This is a genomic window from Pseudoalteromonas sp. S408, from assembly GCF_005886645.1.
GTDB lineage: Bacteria > Pseudomonadota > Gammaproteobacteria > Enterobacterales > Alteromonadaceae > Pseudoalteromonas.
Window position 1 is genome coordinate 52,736 of record NZ_PNDY01000022.1, and the last position, 19,697, is coordinate 72,432.

The 19,697-nt window shown below is 42.0% G+C and carries 18 protein-coding genes; 3 read left to right on the forward strand and 15 right to left on the reverse strand.

What is annotated here, in order from left to right; all coding sequences use genetic code 11:
- The first annotated feature begins 135 nt into the window (after positions 1–135).
- From CWB62_RS15470 to yjjG, 3 genes are all read left to right on the forward strand, one after another.
- Positions 136–1,035 (forward strand): phosphoribulokinase, encoded by a 900-nt coding sequence (locus tag CWB62_RS15470; RefSeq protein WP_138529606.1) that lies wholly within the window; start codon positions 136–138, stop codon positions 1,033–1,035.
- A 75-nt stretch (positions 1,036–1,110) separates the two neighbouring features.
- Complete coding sequence (yjjX, locus tag CWB62_RS15475) at positions 1,111–1,650, forward strand: inosine/xanthosine triphosphatase (protein WP_138529605.1); 540 nt, start codon at positions 1,111–1,113, stop codon at positions 1,648–1,650.
- Between the two features lie 15 nt (positions 1,651–1,665).
- Positions 1,666–2,340 (forward strand): pyrimidine 5'-nucleotidase, encoded by a 675-nt coding sequence (yjjG, locus tag CWB62_RS15480; RefSeq protein WP_138529604.1) that lies wholly within the window; start codon positions 1,666–1,668, stop codon positions 2,338–2,340.
- A 103-nt stretch (positions 2,341–2,443) separates the two neighbouring features.
- Here the strand turns inward: yjjG and lpxC are convergent, their stop codons facing one another.
- The 15 genes from lpxC to rsmH form a co-directional block, all read right to left on the reverse strand.
- A complete protein-coding gene (gene lpxC / locus CWB62_RS15485; protein WP_008126813.1) occupies positions 2,444–3,355 on the reverse strand; it encodes a UDP-3-O-acyl-N-acetylglucosamine deacetylase in 912 nt (303 codons plus the stop codon).
- A 103-nt stretch (positions 3,356–3,458) separates the two neighbouring features.
- A complete protein-coding gene (ftsZ, locus tag CWB62_RS15490; protein ID WP_138529603.1) occupies positions 3,459–4,703 on the reverse strand; it encodes a cell division protein FtsZ in 1,245 nt (414 codons plus the stop codon).
- Positions 4,704–4,724: 21 nt separating this feature from the next.
- On the reverse strand, positions 4,725–5,957 hold the full coding sequence (ftsA, locus tag CWB62_RS15495) for a cell division protein FtsA (RefSeq protein ID WP_138529601.1): 1,233 nt from the start codon (positions 5,955–5,957) through the stop codon (positions 4,725–4,727).
- Positions 5,954–6,733 (reverse strand): cell division protein FtsQ/DivIB, encoded by a 780-nt coding sequence (locus CWB62_RS15500; RefSeq protein WP_138529599.1) that lies wholly within the window; start codon positions 6,731–6,733, stop codon positions 5,954–5,956. Before CWB62_RS15500 ends, ftsA begins: the two co-directional genes overlap by 4 nt.
- Position 6,734: 1 nt before the next feature.
- Positions 6,735–7,655, reverse strand: a complete 921-nt coding sequence (locus CWB62_RS15505; protein WP_138529597.1) for a D-alanine--D-alanine ligase — start codon at positions 7,653–7,655, stop codon at positions 6,735–6,737.
- Positions 7,652–9,103, reverse strand: coding sequence for a UDP-N-acetylmuramate--L-alanine ligase (gene murC, locus CWB62_RS15510; protein ID WP_138529595.1), 1,452 nt, complete (start codon positions 9,101–9,103; stop codon positions 7,652–7,654). The genes CWB62_RS15505 and murC overlap by 4 nt, the downstream gene beginning before the upstream one ends.
- Entirely contained in the window at positions 9,104–10,180 is a 1,077-nt protein-coding gene (murG, locus tag CWB62_RS15515; RefSeq protein ID WP_138529593.1) for an undecaprenyldiphospho-muramoylpentapeptide beta-N-acetylglucosaminyltransferase, read from the reverse strand. It abuts the gene before it with no gap.
- Complete coding sequence (ftsW, locus tag CWB62_RS15520; protein WP_138529591.1) at positions 10,177–11,352, reverse strand: cell division protein FtsW; 1,176 nt, start codon at positions 11,350–11,352, stop codon at positions 10,177–10,179. The genes murG and ftsW overlap by 4 nt, the downstream gene beginning before the upstream one ends.
- Positions 11,349–12,683: a UDP-N-acetylmuramoyl-L-alanine--D-glutamate ligase gene (murD, locus tag CWB62_RS15525; protein WP_138529588.1), complete on the reverse strand. Its 1,335-nt coding sequence runs from the start codon at positions 12,681–12,683 to the stop codon at positions 11,349–11,351. The genes ftsW and murD overlap by 4 nt, the downstream gene beginning before the upstream one ends.
- Positions 12,684–13,766 carry a phospho-N-acetylmuramoyl-pentapeptide-transferase gene (mraY, locus tag CWB62_RS15530; protein ID WP_138529586.1) on the reverse strand — a complete coding sequence of 361 codons (1,083 nt, stop codon included), beginning with the start codon at positions 13,764–13,766 and terminating at the stop codon, positions 12,684–12,686.
- On the reverse strand, positions 13,766–15,148 hold the full coding sequence (locus CWB62_RS15535; protein WP_138529584.1) for a UDP-N-acetylmuramoyl-tripeptide--D-alanyl-D-alanine ligase: 1,383 nt from the start codon (positions 15,146–15,148) through the stop codon (positions 13,766–13,768). The genes mraY and CWB62_RS15535 overlap by 1 nt, the downstream gene beginning before the upstream one ends.
- Entirely contained in the window at positions 15,145–16,623 is a 1,479-nt protein-coding gene (gene murE, locus CWB62_RS15540; RefSeq protein WP_138529640.1) for a UDP-N-acetylmuramoyl-L-alanyl-D-glutamate--2,6-diaminopimelate ligase, read from the reverse strand. Before murE ends, CWB62_RS15535 begins: the two co-directional genes overlap by 4 nt.
- The gene (locus tag CWB62_RS15545) at positions 16,616–18,433 is read right to left on the reverse strand and encodes a penicillin-binding transpeptidase domain-containing protein (protein ID WP_058403221.1); all 1,818 of its coding nucleotides are present in this window, start codon (positions 18,431–18,433) and stop codon (positions 16,616–16,618) included. Before CWB62_RS15545 ends, murE begins: the two co-directional genes overlap by 8 nt.
- Positions 18,430–18,759 (reverse strand): cell division protein FtsL, encoded by a 330-nt coding sequence (gene ftsL, locus CWB62_RS15550; protein ID WP_058550716.1) that lies wholly within the window; start codon positions 18,757–18,759, stop codon positions 18,430–18,432. Before ftsL ends, CWB62_RS15545 begins: the two co-directional genes overlap by 4 nt.
- Complete coding sequence (gene rsmH, locus CWB62_RS15555) at positions 18,756–19,694, reverse strand: 16S rRNA (cytosine(1402)-N(4))-methyltransferase RsmH (RefSeq protein ID WP_058403223.1); 939 nt, start codon at positions 19,692–19,694, stop codon at positions 18,756–18,758. Before rsmH ends, ftsL begins: the two co-directional genes overlap by 4 nt.
- Between the last annotated feature and the right edge of the window lie 3 nt (positions 19,695–19,697).

Here is a 19,697-nt window from a genome sequence, read left to right on the forward strand (position 1 = left end):
AAGCACCCCATGATAACGTTATTTGCTGATGGCGTCACTTGAGCTTAGTCAGTCAACACGTAAGATACCCAAATGACTTAAAAAAGTGTTAAATTGAGTCTGGTTATGTAGCTTGGTCCTAAAAAGAGAATTAACATGTCAGCTAAAAATCCTATCATTGCTATTACTGGTTCATCCGGTGCGGGAACTACAACCACAACTAATGCTATTAAGCATATTTTCCGTAGCCTAAATATCCATGCAGCATTCATTGAAGGTGATAGCTTTCATCGTTACACACGCCCCGAAATGGACAAAAAAATACGCGAAGCCCAACAAGAAAGTAAACATATTAGTTACTTTGGCCGAGAAGCTAACGACTTTGGGGCGCTTGAATCGTTATTTAGTAACTATGGTGAAACCGGCCAAGGAAAATTACGCCGGTACTTGCACACCTTTGATGAAGCGGTCCCTTATAACCAACTGCCTGGTACATTTACTCCCTGGCAAGACCTTGATAATTATACCGACATTTTATTCTACGAAGGCTTGCATGGCGGAGTTGTTGACCAAGATGTAGATGTAGCCAAACATGTTGATTTACTCATAGGCATGGTGCCTATTATTAACCTTGAGTGGATACAAAAGCTAATACGCGATACTTCAGAGCGTGGCCACTCTCGCGAAGCCGTGATGGGGTCAATTGTGCGTAGTATGGACGATTACATAAATCATATTACACCTCAGTTTTCACGAACCCATATTAACTTTCAGCGCGTCCCGACCGTAGACACCTCAAACCCATTTAGTGCAAAAGATATTCCTTCACTTGATGAAAGCTTCGTTGTGATCCGCTTTAGAGGCATTGAAGATGTTGATTTCCCCTATTACCTAAGAATGATTGAAGGCAGCTTTATGTCGCGTATTAATACGCTTGTAGTACCTGGCGGTAAAATGGGCCTTGCAATGGAGCTAGTATTAACGCCACTTATTAAAGATATTATTTTGAAAAAGCGTGCATTAGAAAACCTCGCTCCGCTTGATTTACCTATTTAGCATTATGGCTTTTGTACTCTTTTTTGTTTAACAGAACTAACGTACACTGCTGATTTTACTTAATACGAGATCAGCATGTCATCTTTGTTAAAAGTTATAGTTGGGTCTAAAAACCCTGTAAAAATAAATGCAGCAAAGCACATTTTTACTATGTACTTTCCAAATAACACCATTGATTGCCTAGGTGTTGACGCCCCTTCAAACGTGCCTGAACAACCTATTGGTGAAGACGAAACATGCATTGGCGCGCAAAACCGCGTTAACTATTGCAAAAAGCATCATCAAGCCGATTACTACGTGGCAATGGAAGGCGGTGCAGAGCAATTTAGTTATGGTGCAGCGACCTTTGCCTATGTTGTTATTGATAACGCCACAGAGCAAGTTGTAGGACGTAGTAGCAACCTTCCATTACCCAATATACTTTTTAAAGCCCTGCTTAATGGCGAAGAGCTCGGCGATGTAATGGATAAAGCATTTAATACAACTAACATAAAACAAAAAGGCGGCGCCATAGGCCTGCTTACGAATAACCATGCAACACGCGAAAGCACCTATACCCAAGCGCTTACCTTGGCCATGGCCCCCTTTTTACATAGCAACCTTTATCGCACATAAAAAACAGGAAATTGAATGAAATACAGCTACGTGTTGTTTGATGCAGACGAAACTTTATTTAGGTTTGATATTTTAGCCGGTATGACCCGTATGTTTAAAAATTACGGCGTTAACTTTACGCAAGACGATTACATTCACTATCAAAAAACCAACAAACAACTGTGGGTTGATTATCAAAATGGTGCGATTAGTGCTGATTACCTACAAGTAACCCGCTTTAACGAATGGTCAGCAAAATTGAATGTGCCAGCTAAAGAGTTGAACGATGCATTTTTAGATGCAATGGCGCAAATTTGTGAGCCATTACCAGGTGCTATAGAGTTACTTAATAAATTAAAACCCCATGCTAGGTTGGGCATTATTACTAATGGCTTTGCCCGCCTACAAACAATTCGTTTGGAGCATACTGGTTTGAAAGATATGTTTGAGTGGTTGGTTATATCTGAACTTGTAGGTATAGCAAAACCTAACAAAGCTATTTTTGAACATACCTTTGAGCTGATGGGCAACCCAAATAAAAGCCAAATATTAATGGTAGGTGATACCGCATCAAGCGACATACTCGGCGGTAATATTGTAGGCATTGATACGTGTTGGTTACAACACCCTGGCGAACAATTGCCAGAGGGAATATCCCCCACTTACACAATAACTAAATTAGAACAGTTACAAGCCATATTAGACATTTAATTTTTAAAATTTACTACTTTAAAGGATAAGTGCAAATCAAAAAAATGACGCTAATAAGCGTCATTTTTTGGAACTGTTTTAAGTGTGTACTTTAAATGCTTGGTTAGGCAGTTGCTAACTCAAGACCGGGTGCAGGCATCGTTACAGGCGTTTCAAATGTTGCCCACTCCCATGCTGACTCAGTTGCCATAACTTTACGAAGTAACTTGTTGTTTAAGTCGTGACCCGACTTGAACGCAGTGACCTTGCCTAAAATATTGTGGCCTGTCATAAACATGTCACCTACACAGTCTAGTATTTTGTGCTTAACGAACTCATCGCTGTAGCGTAAACCATTTGGGTTTAGTACTTTAAACTCGTCGAGCACTACTGCACTGTCCATGCTGCCACCTAGTGCAAGGTTATTAGCATGCATGTATTCAATGTCTTTCATAAAACCAAACGTACGAGCCCGGCTAATTTCTTCTGTAAAGCTCTGCGCGGTTATGTCTAAACCAACACGCTGGCGACTCTCATTGATAGCCGGGTGATCAAAGGCAATTTCAAAGTCGATGTGAAAACCGTCGTATGGTTCTACTTCGGCCCATTTATCACCTTCTTCTATACGTACTTTTTCTTTGATACGAATAAAGCGTTTAGCCGCATTTTGTTCTTCAATGCCGCCTTTTTGTAACAAATAAATAAATGGTAATGCACTACCATCCATAATAGGCACTTCTGAGCTATCTAACTCAACAATTAGATTGTCTATGCCCATTGCTGCAACTGCAGCAATAAGGTGCTCAGTAGTTGATAAACGAACACCATCTTTGTTAATTAAACAGGTACACAACTGCGTATCACCAACGGCTTCAGGTGTTGTTTCAAATTCAACAACCGGATCAAGGTCGACACGACGAAATACAATCCCAGTATTTGCGCTCGCAGGTCGGAGAGTTATTGTGACCTTCTCACCTTTATGAAGTCCAATTCCTATGGCTTTGACTACTTCTGCAATCGTACGCTGTTTAATCATAGGTTCGCTCACTTAAATTTATTACAGTTAGACGGCGGATAGTAACATATGTACGCGCGCCTTACAATATTCGTTCAATTTAACAGCAATGTAACGCTTTTTATTAGTCTGCTTGCTTACGTAAAAATGCTGGGATGTCAAAGTAATCACCACCCTCTGACTTATCTGCTTTTTTACTCGCTTGCGACGACGAGCTTGTTGCATTACTTGAACTTTTAGAACTCGCTTTTTCTGCGCTTTCAGTTTGTGCTTTAGGTGCAGCTTCATCAGTGCTGTCTTGGCTTGCAAAGCTAGGCACATACATGCTGCTTGCTTGGTTAGACGTGCTCGCAACATCAGAACCTGATGCCTTTTTAAAACCGTTATCAACAATACCAAACTGTGGACGACGATCGCCGCCTAAACCCGTTGCAACTACAGTTACACGTAACTCGTCGGTCATTTCAGGGTCAATTACCGCACCCACAACAACCGTTGCGTTCTCAGAGGCTAGTGCTTTAACGTGGTTACCGACAATTTCGAATTCCTCAATCGCAATATCCATACCCGCAGTAATGTTAACTAAGATACCTTTGGCACCCGTTAAATCAACATCTTCTAGAAGCGGGCTTGAAATAGCAGCTTCTGCAGCTTCTTGCGCACGATCAGGACCCGATGCAGACGCTGTGCCCATCATTGCAGTTCCCATGGCAGACATTACTGTACGTACGTCGGCGAAATCCACGTTGATCAAACCAGAACGCGTAATTAACTCTGCAATACCTTGTACTGCGCCAAATAGCACGTCGTTTGCCTTAGCAAATGCATCTAGCAGTGTAGTGCCTTTGCCTAAAACTTTAAGTAATTTATTGTTAGGAATTGTAATAAGTGAATCTACAATTTCTGATAGTTCGTTAATACCTTGCTCTGCGGCAGCTGCGCGCTTTTTGCCTTCAAAGTCAAAAGGACGCGTTACTACAGCAACGGTTAAAATACCGAGTTCTTTAGCAATTTTAGCAACCACTGGGGCAGCACCTGTACCTGTACCGCCGCCCATACCGGCTGCGATAAATACCATGTCGGCACCTTCTAGGCTAGCGCGAATAGTTTCTGCATCTTCTTCAGCTGACTCACGGCCCACTTCAGGGTTTGCGCCCGCACCTAACCCAGAGGTTATTTGTGTGCCCAGTTGAACGGTTACATCGGCGGCTGAATTGCGTAGTGCTTGCGCATCTGTATTTGCAGCAATGAAGCGTACGCCTTCGATTTGCTGTTTTACCATGTGCTCAACAGCGTTACCGCCGCCACCGCCCACGCCTATTACTTTTATTACAGCTTCTTCGCTGTGTTGTTCCATTATATCAAACATGTTCACTCTCCGACTTGAGTCTTAAAACTCGCCTTGAAACCATTTAGTAATGCGGTTCCACCAATTATTGTTATCCTCTGCTTTCGACTTTTGTGCATTCATCGATTGCATAGTACGCCCGTATTGTAACAAACCAACAGCGGTTGCGTACGAAGGATCATCTACATAGTCTGTTAAACCAACCATCCCGATTGGCTTACCTATTCTTACTGGCATTTGAAAAATGTCTTCCGCCACTTCTATTGCACCAGTCATTTTGGCAGTCCCGCCTGTTATAACGAGACCCGCCGCAATTTGGTCTTCTAAACCTGAACGACGAATTTCTTCCATCGCCAGTTCAAACAATTCTCTAAAGCGAGGCTCTACAACCTCTGACAGCGTATGACGCGACATTAACCTTGCTGGTCGTCCGCCTACACTTGGCACTTCTATCGTGTCTTCGCTGCTTGCCAATTGGCTGCTTGCACATGCATATTGTACTTTGAGTGACTCAGCATGCGATATAGGTGTACGAAATATTTTTGCAATATCTCCCGTTACCTGATTACCCGCCACAGGGATGACTGCTGAATGACGCAGCGCACCATTAATATAAATAGTGATGTCCATTGTACCACCACCAATATCAAGTACCGCTACGCCTAATTCTTTTTCATCGTCTGTAAGAACTGAATAACAAGAAGCTAATGCTGTAAATATCAGTTGGTCGACCTCAAGGCCGCAACGTTCAACACATTTTTCTATGTTTTTAGCCATGTCGTTGGAGCAGGTAATAATGTGTGCACGTGCTTCCATACGCACACCGCTCATACCTAAAGGATTTTTAATCCCTTCTTGCATATCAATACTGTACTCTTGCGGCAATGCGTGCAGCATTTTACGCTCAGCCGATATCGGCACAGAGCGTGCAATGTGAATAACATTTTCAATATCTTCATCTGTCACTTCAGTGTTGTTTATAGCAACAACACCGCTTTCGTTCTGACATTGAATATGTTTACCAGAAATCCCCAAGTACACTGAGCTAATTCGACAATCGGCCATTAGTTCGGCTTCGTCAATCGCACGGCGAATAGACTCAGACACTAAGTTCAAATCGTTAACGCCGCCTTTATCCATACCATGAGATACTTGGCTGCCTACACCCACAATGCTGAGCTTGTTATCTGCGGTGATTTCACCTACCGTGGCTACCACTTTCGAGGTACCAACGTCTAATCCAATCACGAGGTTTCTTTCTGCTGACTTAGTCATGCCTTACTCTTATTTTGTAATTGTTCTTCTTGCACTGGCTTAAAGCTCACTGCAAGGCCGGTATCATACCGTAAATCTACTGCATCTATCTGTGCTTTTTCTGGGTATTCCATGCGTGGATACACGTCTATAAAACGCTGCACACGCTTGGCTTTATCTCTGCGCCCTAAATTTAAGCGCACCCCGCTATCAAGCCAAAGCTGCCAAGAAAAACGCTCTGATAACGCTAAACTTTTAAGCGTTAACGCGTTTACTTTAAGCATTTCGTCAAACTGTTTAAAGGCAATCCATGCTTCTTGTTCACTGCCCTCTGGGCCAAATAGCTGAGGTAAATCTTTACTTAATTTGTCACTGCGCGCTTGAAAAGCTTCACCATTGTGATTAATTAATAAATCACTATTCCAATGCGCCACCGCCTCGTGTTCAACAACATAGACCTGAATCGTATCTGGCCATTGTTTTCGCACTGACACTGTCGCTACCCAAGGTAAATCTTGTACAAGCTTTTGCACGTGCTTTACATCAAGCTCAAAAAAACTACTAAGATCCGCTTTTTTTATTGCTGTTATAATCGCGGTTTCATCTGTGTATTTAGGGTGTCCTTGCACAGTTAAGTGCTTTATTTGCGCATCTTTGTTTTTTACTAACCAATCAGATACACCCGTTGTAATTTGCACTAACCCAATAACAACCACTAAAAAAAAACTCACGCCAAAAATCAGCGACCAATTTAGGTTCTGTTTGATTTTATGAGCTTTTTCTAAAAAGGGATGCATATTAAAGCGTTTGCTCCAAAATGCGAACAACTAATTGCTCAAAAGTTGCCCCATTTGCTTTTGCTGCCATTGGTACTAATGATTTTTCTGTCATTCCGGGTACGGTATTGACCTCTAATAAATAAAAATTGCCTTGCTCATCTTGCATTGCATCTACGCGACCCCAACCGCTTGCACCGACTAACTCAAATGCTTCTAACGACATAGCCTGTAAAAGCTGTGTGTCGTGCGCCGATAAATTTGCTGGGCAATGATACTGTGTTGTGTTTGATTGATACTTTGCTTGGTAATCGTAAAAGCCATTCGGTGTTGTCATTTCGATTACGGGCTGTACTTCATCACCTAAAACAGTCACTGTAAATTCGCGCCCGGTTACCCACTGCTCTACTAACACTTGGCTATCAAACTTAAATGCATTTATTAATGCATCTTCAAGCTCTTGCGCAGTAGTTGCTTGCGCCATACCAATGCTCGACCCTTCATGAGAGGGCTTAACCATCACTTTTTTAAATTCAGCCATAATGGCATGTGCATCAAAACCCTTTTTAGCATCAACAACGGCATAAGGTGCTGTGCTTAAACCCGCAGATTTAAACAGATGCTTACAACGAATTTTATCCATTGCTAAAGCCGAGCCAAGTACATTACTACCTGTATAAGGTAAGTTCATAAACTCTAATGCACCTTGGACGGTTCCATCTTCACCACCTCGGCCATGCAGCGCAATAAAAACTCGCTCTACATTTAATTCTTTTAATTCCCATAACGATCGATTTTGAGGATCGAACGCAATAGTATCCACACCGCAATTTTGTAATGCATTAAAAACAGCCTGACCCGACTTTAATGACACTTCACGCTCTGCAGAGTTTCCACCAAGCAGTACCGCTACTTTACCAAATTGTGCATTTACTTGGGTCATACTTCACCTTGCTTTAATTTTTCTACCGACATACCTGTCGCCGCTAATGTTTTTACTAACTGACCTATATTACCCGCACCTTGCGTTAACACTAAGTCATTATTTTGTAGGTTATCGGCTAATACACCTGCAAGCTCTTTACTTGACGCTACATGCAATGGCTCTTTGCCGCGTTGGCGAAGGCTTCGGCATAAACTTTTACTATCAGCTCCTACAATCGGTTCTTCGCCTGCACCATAAACATCTAGCAATAAAAGCTGATCAACATCAGCGAGTACTTTTACAAAGTCTTCGTATAAGTCACGAGTACGGCTAAATCTATGTGGTTGATAAACCATTACCAAACGCTTATCAGGCCACCCTTCACGAACAGCCGCTATGGTAGCCGCTACTTCCGACGGGTGGTGACCGTAATCATCAACAAGCATTACATTACCGCGCTCGTTCTCAAATTCACCATAATGCTGAAAACGACGACCAATCCCTTCAAACTTTTGCAAGGCTTCTAAAATTGCATGATTAGCAATATTTTGATCTTTTGCTACTGCAATCGCCGCAGTTGCATTAAGCGCATTATGTTTACCTGGCATATTAAGCGTTGCGGTTAAGCACTCACCTTGTTTATTGGTGACTGTAAACGTACAGGTGTTCGCTGATTGACTAAAATCACTCATACGATAATCAGCACTAGGCGAATCGCCATACGTAATAATAGGACGACCAAAGCGAGGAATAAGTTCGGCAGCCACCTCAGAATCTATACACACAACAGCCAGTCCATAAAATGGTAAGTTATGTATGAAATCCACATAGGTGTCTTTCATTTTTTCGAGGCTGCCGCCATAGGTATCCATGTGATCTTCTTCAATATTAGTGATCACCGATACCATGGGTTGTAAATGTAAAAACGACGCGTCACTTTCATCAGCTTCTGCTATTAAAAAATCGCTTTTGCCCACCTTTGCGTTACTACCCGCACTGTTCAATAAGCCACCAATAATAAAAGTAGGATCAAGCCCTGCTTGTGCATAAATACTGGCAATTAAACTGGTCGTTGTGGTTTTACCATGGGTACCAGCAATGGCAATACCATGGCGAAAACGCATTAATTCCGCAAGCATTTCAGCACGACGCACTACGGGAACTCTTGCGGCTTTTGCGGCAATTATTTCAGGGTTTGTTTCATCTATTGCACTTGAAACTACAACAACATTGGCGTCTTTTACGTTATTTTCGTGGTGACCAATAAATACTTCTGCACCGGCTTTAATTAAGCGTTCTGTCATTGCACTATGCGCAATATCTGAACCTGTAATACGGTAACCTTCAAAAGCAAGCACTTCTGCTATACCGCCCATACCCGCTCCACCAATACCAATAAAGTGGATGGTTTCTATTCTACGCATTGCAGGTCGTATGTTTTTGTTTTGTACTGATGCTTCTTTCACTTACGCTCTCTTATTCGATACTTGCTCACAGTGCGCGGCTACGCTTGCTGTGGCATCTAAAATGGCTTGTTTTTTTGCATTACTAGCCATTTTATTAATTAGACTCGGGGTTACTAAATAAGGGGTTAATAGCTCAACAATCGATTGCTCATTAAACACGCTTTGCTGCATAACTAACGCCCCCTCAGCCTTCACCAAGTAGTGGGCATTAGCCGTTTGATGGTCGTCAACTGCATGAGGAAACGGCACAAATACAGCCATTTTTCCCGCTGCTGCAATTTCACTTACTGTTAATGCACCTGCTCGGCAAATAACAATATCGGCCCAAGCATACGCTGCATCCATATCATCAATAAATTCAGCAACCTTTACATTGTCGCTTGAAAAATTTTGCATTTTATATGCTTGCTCAACACCATTTAAATGCCCTTTACCTGTTTGGTGCCATACCTTTATTTCACTGGTTTTATTAAGGGCTTTAAATGCAGCGGGTAGCGTTTGATTAAGCACTTGAGCCCCTAACGATCCCCCTACAACCAACATATTGATAGGGCTTGAAACATCACGCATTGGTATATCAATTACACTTTGACGCACTGGGTTGCCAACAAGTTCGGCTTTACCCGAGTCAAATGCACTTGGGAATGCAGCCAAAACACGATTTGCAAATCGTGAAAGCCATTTATTACTCATACCCGCAACCGCATTCTGCTCATGAATAACCAACGGAATACCCAAACTTTTTGCAGCAATGCCTGTTGGGCCAGTGACGTAGCCTCCCATAGCTAAAACGACATCTGGACATTGATGTTTCAATACTTTACGCGCTTGCAATATTGCATTAATTACCATGAATGGTGCTTTAATGAGGCGTTTTAATCCGTTCCCGCGAACACCTTTTACATTAATAAAATCAATATTTATATTGTGTTTAGGAACAACGCTTGCTTCCATTCTATCGGGTGTGCCAATCCAAGTAACCTGCCAGCCTTGTTCTTTTAAATAATCAGCAACTGCAATACCCGGAAATATATGCCCGCCAGTACCACCTGCGACTACAACACACTTTTTACTCATCGTTTACCTCCACCTGAGGTCGCTTGTTTAGTTGCCATTTTAGTTTCAAAATCAACGCGTAATAATATTCCAGTTGCTATGGTCATAATCATCAAACTAGAACCACCATAAGAAATAAACGGTAACGTAAGGCCTTTAGTCGGTAAAATTCCCGCACTAGCGCCCACATTAACCATGGTTTGAAACGCAAACCAAATACCAATTGCAAAAGCAAAATAGCCTTCGTACTCTTTGCCGCATTTTAAGGCTTGCTGGCCAATTAATAGTGCTCTAAATACTAAAGTAGCGAGCACCATTAAAATGCTTACCACGCCAACTAAACCAAGCTCTTCGCCAATAACCGCAAAAATAAAATCATTATGTGCCTCAGGTAAATATTGCAACTTTTGTACACTATTACCTAACCCTTGGCCAAACCAACCACCTTGACTATATGCCATTAACGATTGAACAAGCTGGTACCCTTTTCCGAATGGATCGTCCCAGGGATCTAAAAAACCGACAACACGTGCCATACGATAGGGCTCTACAATAATCAACAAAACAACTAAGCCAATTCCCGTCAGGATAAGTACAAAAAACTGCCATAACTTAGCGCCGGCTAAAAACAATAAACCAACAGTGGTTACAAACATAACCACCACGGTGCCTAAATCAGGTTGTAATAAAATAAGCAATGCATACACGGCAAACACCGCGATCGGCTTTGCAAAGCCTTTTATGTTTTCTTGTACTTCTTCACGCTTTCGAACCAAGTAACCCGCTATGTAACTAAAAAAGTACAGCTTTGCAGCCTCTGCCACTTGAAAACCAATAGGCCCTATTGGGATCCACCGTTTGGCACCATTAACCTCGCGACCAATAATGAGTACAGCAATGAGCAATACCATGCCCAATATCAATAAATAAGCATTGGATCGCTTCCACCAGTCCATTGGCACACATACAGCAATCCAAAAAAGCACAAACGCAACGGCCAAAAACATCCCGTGACGAATAACAATATGATGTGAGTTATCAAAAAGGCGTTCTGCCGTTGGCATAGACGCACTCATCACCATAATAAAGCCAACGCCAATTAGCATTAGCATTGAATAGAGCAAAGGCACATCGTAAAGCTGCGCCGATGGCTTAGGTATTAACGCCTCTTTTATTTGCGCAAAGGCAGTCATACTTGCTCTGCCAAAACACACGTAACAAAGTCATCGCCACGTTGCATATAGTTGTTGTACATATCAATACTTGCACACGCAGGGGCTAGTAAAACGACATTACCTGGCAAACTAAACTGCTTTGCTAAAGTAACCGCCTCACTCATATTCTGTGTTAAGTGACTTTTACTGGTTAGTGCCATTAAATCTTTTGCATCTTTACCAAAGCAAATTAGCGCTTTTACGTGTTTTTTTAAGTAAGGCTTAAGTGGGTTTAAATCAGCGCCTTTAGCATCGCCACCTGCTATAACAATGAGATCTTCAATGCCTGTTGATAGGCTATCTATGGCTGCAATAGTGGCGCCTACATTAGTTGCCTTTGAATCGTTAAAATATTTAACGCCACCTAACTGTGCAACAAATTGGCAGCGGTGAGCTAAACCATTAAAGTGGCCAAGTGCTTTTTTATACACCTCATTACTAATATTAAAAGGGCTTAGTAACGCCATAACCGCAAGCGTGTTTAAATAATTGTGTTTACCCATAACAGCTAACGAATTTACAGGTAAAAGCAACTCGTTTTTAGCTGTAAAGTAAGTACTGCCATTGTGCTCTGCTAAGTGGTATTCACCTTGCGATGCACCAAAACTTACCTTAGGCGCTGAGTAAGTACTTACGGGGTGTGTTTGTTTGTCATCTTCATTTACAACAATGCACTCGGCACCGTTGTAAATAGTCAGCTTTGAATCGATATAAGCTTGGTAGCTGTCGTAACGATCTAAATGATCTTCAGATACATTTAATACGGTAGCACTCACCGACTTTAAGCTTGTTGTGGTATCTAATTGAAAGCTCGAAAGTTCAAGAACATATATATCAAAGTCATCACTCAATAAATCAAGCACTGCGGTACCAATGTTCCCGCCTAGTGCCACATTAAAGCCAGCAGTTTTTAACACTTCGTACGCCAGTGTGACCACTGTTGATTTGCCATTTGAGCCAGTAACTGCCACGACAGGCTTAGTATTAATGCGCGCAAATAGCTCAACATCACCTATTACTTCAACACCCGAATTAATAGCACTCGCAATAGCTGGAGTTTTAAGGCTAAGCCCGGGGCTGATAATAATCATATCGCTGCAATTAAGATCTGCGGTATCTAAATTACCAAAATGTGTGTTTAAACTATGCGCATGATTACTTAGCCATTCAATCCCTGGTGGATTTGCCCGGCTGTCGACAACCTTTGGTGACAAACCATGAGATAGTAAAAAACGCACAATGCCCAGACCGGTTACACCGAGTCCGAGCACTGTTATTTGTTTATTTTTTATCTCGTTTAAATACTGCATTTATCTTATCTTTAATGTCGCAAGGCCAGCAAGAACAAGCACAATAGATATAATCCAAAAACGGACAATAACGCGTGGCTCAGGCCAACCTTTTAATTCGTAATGGTGATGAATAGGTGCCATTCTAAAAATTCGTTGGCCGCGCAACTTATACGAGCCCACTTGTAAAATTACCGACAGCGCCTCCATTACAAATACCCCACCCATAATAATAAGTAGCAGTTCTTGACGGACCAACACCGCAATAATACCCAATGCGCCCCCTAACGCTAATGAGCCTACATCGCCCATAAATACTTGCGCCGGGTAGGTGTTAAACCATAAAAAACCAAGGCCTGCACCAACAATGGCAGTACATACAACCACAAGCTCACTGGCTAATGGCAAATGAGGAATATGTAAATAAGCAGAAAAATTAATATTACCTGTTAGATAAGCAATAATGGCAAGTGCCGCAGCCACTAAAATAGTAGGCACAATAGCAAGACCATCTAAGCCATCGGTCAGGTTTACAGCATTTGATGTTCCCACCAATGCAAAATAAGTAATAACAATGTAAAACAAGCCTAACTGTGGCAACACATCTTTAAAAAACGGAACAACTAATGAGGTTTCAACAGCGTGTGTACTTGAAAAGTACAATGCAGTTGCAACCACTAATGCAATTACTGACTGCCAAAAGTACTTCCATTTAGCTATTAGTCCTTTGGGATCTTTACGAATAACTTTACGGTAGTCATCAATAAAGCCCACAATACCTAAAGAACCAATTACAAATAATGTTGCCCACACATACTTATTAGAGAGATCTGCCCATAATAATGTACTGGTAAATATTGCCGCTAAAATAAGTAAGCCACCCATTGTAGGTGTACCCGATTTAGATAAATGCGATTGCGGACCATCGTCACGCACGGTTTGCCCTATTTGCATTTTTTGCAAACCACGAATTAACTTTGGCCCCAAATAAAGCGACATAACCAACGCGGTTAAAATACCCAAAATAGCGCGCAGTGTTAAATACGAAAAAACATTAAAACCACTATAATACTGTGTTAAATACTCAGCCAGCCAAACTAACATTATGATACTCCATTGATGGCTTGTTGCTGGCCATTTACTAAATCGGTTACTAATAATTCCATGCGAGAACTGCGTGATCCCTTCACGACGATGGTTGTTTTTTTATTAACGTGATTAATTGTGGCTTGAATTTGTTGTTGCATCTGATCGCGGTTTGAAAAGTGACGATTAGGCAGCTCAAACACATCGCTGGCACACTTACTCAACACACCTAAAGTAAATAACTCATCAATGCCTTTTTGAAGCGCATATTCACCCACTTCTTGATGGTATTTACGTGCATCTTCGCCAAGCTCTCCCATATCGCCCAACGCTAAAATACGGTGACCTTGCATATCACTCAGTAAGTCAATGGCAGCCTTAACCGATTTAACATTAGCATTGTAGGTATCATCAACCACGGTGAGCAGATCAGACACTTCTATTAAGTTAACACGTCCTTTTACATCGCCCATTGTCGCCAAAGCGCTGGCAATATCTTCTAAAGTTACATCAAGCTCGCTTGTCAGCGCAGCAGCAATAAGCGCATTACCAATATTATGTTTGCCCGGTAGTGCTAGGGTAACAGGTACCTTTTTTTGTTTTGTACACAAGGTAAAGCTTGCACGAGCATTGGCATCCAAGCTTATATCTTCAGCCCAAATATCAAGTTTTTCAGACGTTGAAAAACGCTTTATATTTCGTCCTTCAAGCTTATCTAGCCAATATTGACTAAACTCACTATCGCAATTAATTATGGCTACGCCATCTTCTTTTAGGCCATCAAAAATTTCGCCTTTTGCCTTGGCCACCCCCATTAAGCTACCAAAGCCTTCTAAATGTGCTGGTGCTACGTTACACACTACCGCTACGTCTGGCTTTGCCATTGCCGTTGTGTATGCAATTTCACCTAAATGATTTGCACCAAGCTCTATTACAGCAAAACGGTGCTGCGGCTCTAAACGCAATAACGTTAGAGGTACGCCAATATCGTTATTAAAATTACCTTTTGTTGCCAGCACATCGCCATGTACAGATAAAATAGCCGCGCACATTTCTTTTACAGTGGTTTTACCTACACTGCCGGTAATAGCGATTGTTTTAGGTGCCACTTGGGCCATAACAGCGGTGCCAATAACCCCTAATGCAATACGTGTGTCTTTCACTACAAACTGGGCGATATCAACATCGACTTTATGATCGACGATAACGCCTATAGCGCCTTTTTGTTTTGCCTCAGTGATAAATTTGTGACCATCAAAATTTGGCCCTTTCAGTGCTAAAAACACGTCACCTTCGCATACTGTGCGAGTATCTGTATTTATGTTAAGCACTTGCTGATTATCACCTTGATAATCAGTTGTTAGCACACTGGCTAACCAATCAAAATCCATCGGGATCATGTTTGAGTCCCTCTACCTGTTTTTATTAGTTGTTTTTGTACAAATTGACGATCGCAAAAGTCGAAACGTTCATTGCCTATAATTTGATAATTTTCATGGCCTTTACCGGCAATTAAAACCACCTCATCCGAGGACGCATTATTAATTGCATAGCTTATTGCACGTGCTCTATCGGCGTCTGAATGGGCCTTTTGAGGATGCTCTAAACCAGCCAACACATCAGCAATTATTGCATTAGGCTCTTCTGAGCGAGGATTATCACTGGTGATAATAACTTTGTTAGCATTTTTTTCAGCAGCTTGTGCCATCAAAGCTCGCTTGCCTTTATCTCTATCACCGCCACAACCAAACACGCAGCTAACACCACCAGGTACATGTTTTTGCAACGCTTGTAGTGCCAAAGCTAGTGCTTCTGGCGTATGCGCATAATCCACTACACAGGTTGGTTTACCCACAGCACTAAATGCCTGCATTCTTCCTGCCACTGGCTGAAGTTGTAAGCAACCTGCAATAAGCTGTTTTAGTGGATAGCCCAAACCAAGTAATGTTGCTAAAGCAGCCGTTAAATTATAAAGATTAAATTCACCAAACAGCGGCGATTTTACCCTAATATCACCCCAGCTTGTAGATAATTGCGCCGAAATACCTTCAGCCGAATAATCAACATCTGAAAAGTACACATACTGTGCATTTTTAGGTGCTAAATTTTTTCGTCCGTAGCAAATTAAATGATTAAAATCGTATTTTTCAAGCCACTGCTCTGCTTGGTTGTCGTCTTGATTTAGTACGACAAGCTGTGGATCAAAATCGCGAAATAGCATGAGCTTTGCATCACCATAACTTGCCATATCGCCATGGTAATCTAAGTGATCGCGAGAAAGGTTAGTAAACACAGCGGCTTTAAACAGACACCGTTCAACACGATGCTGCACAAGGCCATGCGACGATACCTCCATTGCCACCAATTTTTTATCCGCTTGATGTAAGTCACTTAAGATATGTTGTAAATCGACTGCCGAAGGCGTGGTGTTTATCAACGGCGTTAAATTCTCTGGATGACCGAAACCTAGCGTACCAATAATTGCTGACTGCGTATTACAGTACTGCGCTAGGTGAGCAATCATAGCCGTGGTGGTCGATTTACCGTTTGTACCAGTTACTCCAATTAAATCAAGACTATGGCTAGGCTGGTTGTAAAATCGACTTGCAAGTTCAGCCAGTTTTTTATCAAGCTCAGACACTAAGTAAAGCGGGTCAAATTCAACTTCGAACTCGCAAAGTCTATCAGCAATAACTGCCACTGCACCATTTTCAATTGCTTTAGCTATAAACTGCCCGCCATCTAACTCATGGCCTTTTATTGCTACAAATACATCGCCTGGGTTGACGTCTCGGCTATCCAATCGCAAATGATTAACTAACTGCGAGGGTGCATCTATTTCGATATATTTTAAAATGGTTTTTAAATCACGCATCATTCTTTTTGCCTTTTACGAACGCAACTTCTTCCTTGTCGGGTGCGACGTTTAATATTCTTAATGCGTTAGAAACGATTTCTGCAAATGCAGGGCCTGCAGTGGCACCTCCATAGTACACATCACCGCCAGGTTCATTGATCATTACTACCACAGCTAAACGCGGATTACTTGCTGGCGCCACGCCCGCAAAATAACCAACATATTCATCACCGTAGCCACCTACTGCGGCTTTTTTAGAAGTTCCCGTTTTACCTGCAGCACGATAACCATCAACTTTAACGTTGTGTGCTGTTCCGCCACTTTCAAATACGCTTTCCATCATGTGTACTACCGCTTCAACATCTTGCTGTTGAAACACACGATCCCCTTCAGGGACGGAATCTTGCTTTAACACAGTGAGTGGCCTATTGACCCCTCCGGCACCTAACATGGCATAAAAGCGAGCCATTTGCGCAGTACTAACAGCAATATTGTAACCAAATGACAATGCAGCAATTTCGTGATCAGACCAACGACGGTTTGGGTAAAATAAACCACTGCTTTCACCAACCATACCGGTGCCTGAATCAGATCCGAACCCAACCTTTTGGAATAAACCTACCAGGTAGTCTTTTGGTACCAGCTGAGTGACTTTAGTCACCCCCATATTTGACGAATATTTTAGTATTTCTCGCAGTGACATTTCACCATGGTTACGCGTATCTTGGACTAAACTTCCGCCTAAACGCATCCAACCTGGGTAGGTGTCTATTTGTTCATCGGCTTGAATTGCGCCGTAGTCTAGCCCAGCTAAAATGGCCAGTGGCTTAACGGTTGAACCCGGTTCGAACAAATCAGTAATAGCGCGATTTCTGCGTTTATGTGGAGCTGCATCGGTTAAGTTATTTGGATTAAAAGATGGACTATTAACCATGGCTAGTACTTCACCGGTTTTAACATCAACCACCATGGCTGAACCCGATGTAGCCTTATAAGATAAAACCGCTGACTTTACGGCTTTATAAGCAATTGCCTGAATACGTTGATCGATACTTAGTTGAATGCTTTCGGGCTCTACACGTTCACGCTCATCTAGCACTTGTACTTCACGGCCTTGAGCATCTTTTCTAATTGTGCGACGACCTTCTTCACCAGTTAAAGCGTTTTCGTAGAGCTTTTCAATGCCTTCAATTCCTTTACCATCGATGTTGGTAAAACCAATAATATGCGCAGTTACTTCACCGGCCGGATAATAACGTTTAGACTCATCCAATAAATGAATACCAGGAAGACGTAAGCTGCCAATATAATCAGCAACTGCAGGGGTTACCTGTCGCTTTAGATAAACAAAGCGACGACTAGGATCATTTAAAAGGCGGGCGTTAATTTTTTTCTGGTCAATACGTAATACATCAGCTAGTTCGCGCCAACGTAAATCGTTTTTGTAATACTGCGCGGTGCGCTTGTTTAGCTCTACCGCATTATCTAACAGTGCTTGTTTATCCTCGCCATTTTTACGCGCTTGTCTAACAACTTTAGATACAAGCGATTTATGCAACGCTTTAGGGTCAGCATATACACTCACAACAGGTACACTTACCGCGAGTTCTTTGCCATTGCGGTCAAAAATCATTCCGCGTTGTACGTGTAGTTTTTCAACACGTACTGTGCGTTTATCACTTTCTGAACGTGCTTTATCAGGTTCAATTACTTGTAAATAAGCAGCACGAGATACGAGTGTTACAAACACCAAAAGTACAACCGAACACACAAGCATAAAACGCCATGTAATTAAGTTGTTGACTGGTTTTTTGCCTCGATTTCTCATTTTAATATAATTACCTGTTCATCCTGACTTGTCGGTCTTTTCATTTTTAGTTGCGAGGTTGCTACTTCTTCGATACGCGCATGTTGAGAGTAAAACTCCTCCTCAACGAGTAAGTATCGCCACTCTAAATCAAGCTCATCACGCTCTTGCAGTAACATATCTTGTTCAATTAATTGCCCGCGCGCTAAATGCGTAACTTGCACTACGCTAAAACCAGAAACAAATATCGTAACCAACAAGGCCAAGGTCAGCTTATTAGCACCCAGGCCTTTAATTATTTCGAAAAATAAATTGGGAGGTTGACGATGATTTGCTTTTGTACTCATCCCAACCTCTGAGCAATCCTAAGTACAGAGCTTCGCGAACGCGGATTACGTGCAACTTCTTCAACACTTGGTTTAATAGCTTTACCCACTGCTTTTAACGTCAGGTTTTGATTTATTTGTGCGTCGGTTAAAGGCAGACCTCTGGGTAATGCTTCTCCCTTACTCTGTTTTCGAATAAATTGTTTTACTATGCGATCCTCTAGCGAGTGAAACGAAATAACCACTAAGCGACCACCTGGTTTAAGCACTTTAACGGCAGACTGTAATGCTGTTTGAATCTCTTCAAGTTCACTGTTTATATAAATACGAATAGCCTGAAAAGTGCGTGTTGCAGGATGCTTAAACTTATCTTTTACCGGTACAGCTTCATCAACTAAATCTGCAAGCTGCTTAGTGGTAGTAATGGGTGTGTGCTCTCTCGTTTCTAAAATTTTATGTGCAATACGCTTACCGAACTTTTCTTCACCCAACTTTTTAATGACGTGGGTAATATCGTCTAACTCAGCCTCTGCTAACCACTGAGCAGCACTTCGGCCACTTGTTGGATCCATACGCATATCAAGTGGGCCATCTTTCATAAAGCTAAAACCACGCTCAGCGTCATCAAGCTGTGGAGATGACACGCCAATATCTAATAAAATGCCATCCACTTTACCAATAAGATCGTTTTGCTCTGCTACATCGTATAGTTTTGAAAATCGAGTGTGTGCAATAGCAAAACGGCCATCATCAGCAAATTTTTCAGCCGACTTTATAGCTTGTGGATCTTGGTCTATCGCTTGTAAGCGTCCTGCATCGCCTAAACGTGCAAGTATTTGACCTGAATGACCGCCTCGTCCAAATGTGCCATCCATGTAAATGCCGTCTGGCTTAATTGCTAGGGCATCAATGGTTTCGTCCATCAAAACGGATACGTGTTCAAATTGCGCTGTCATTAG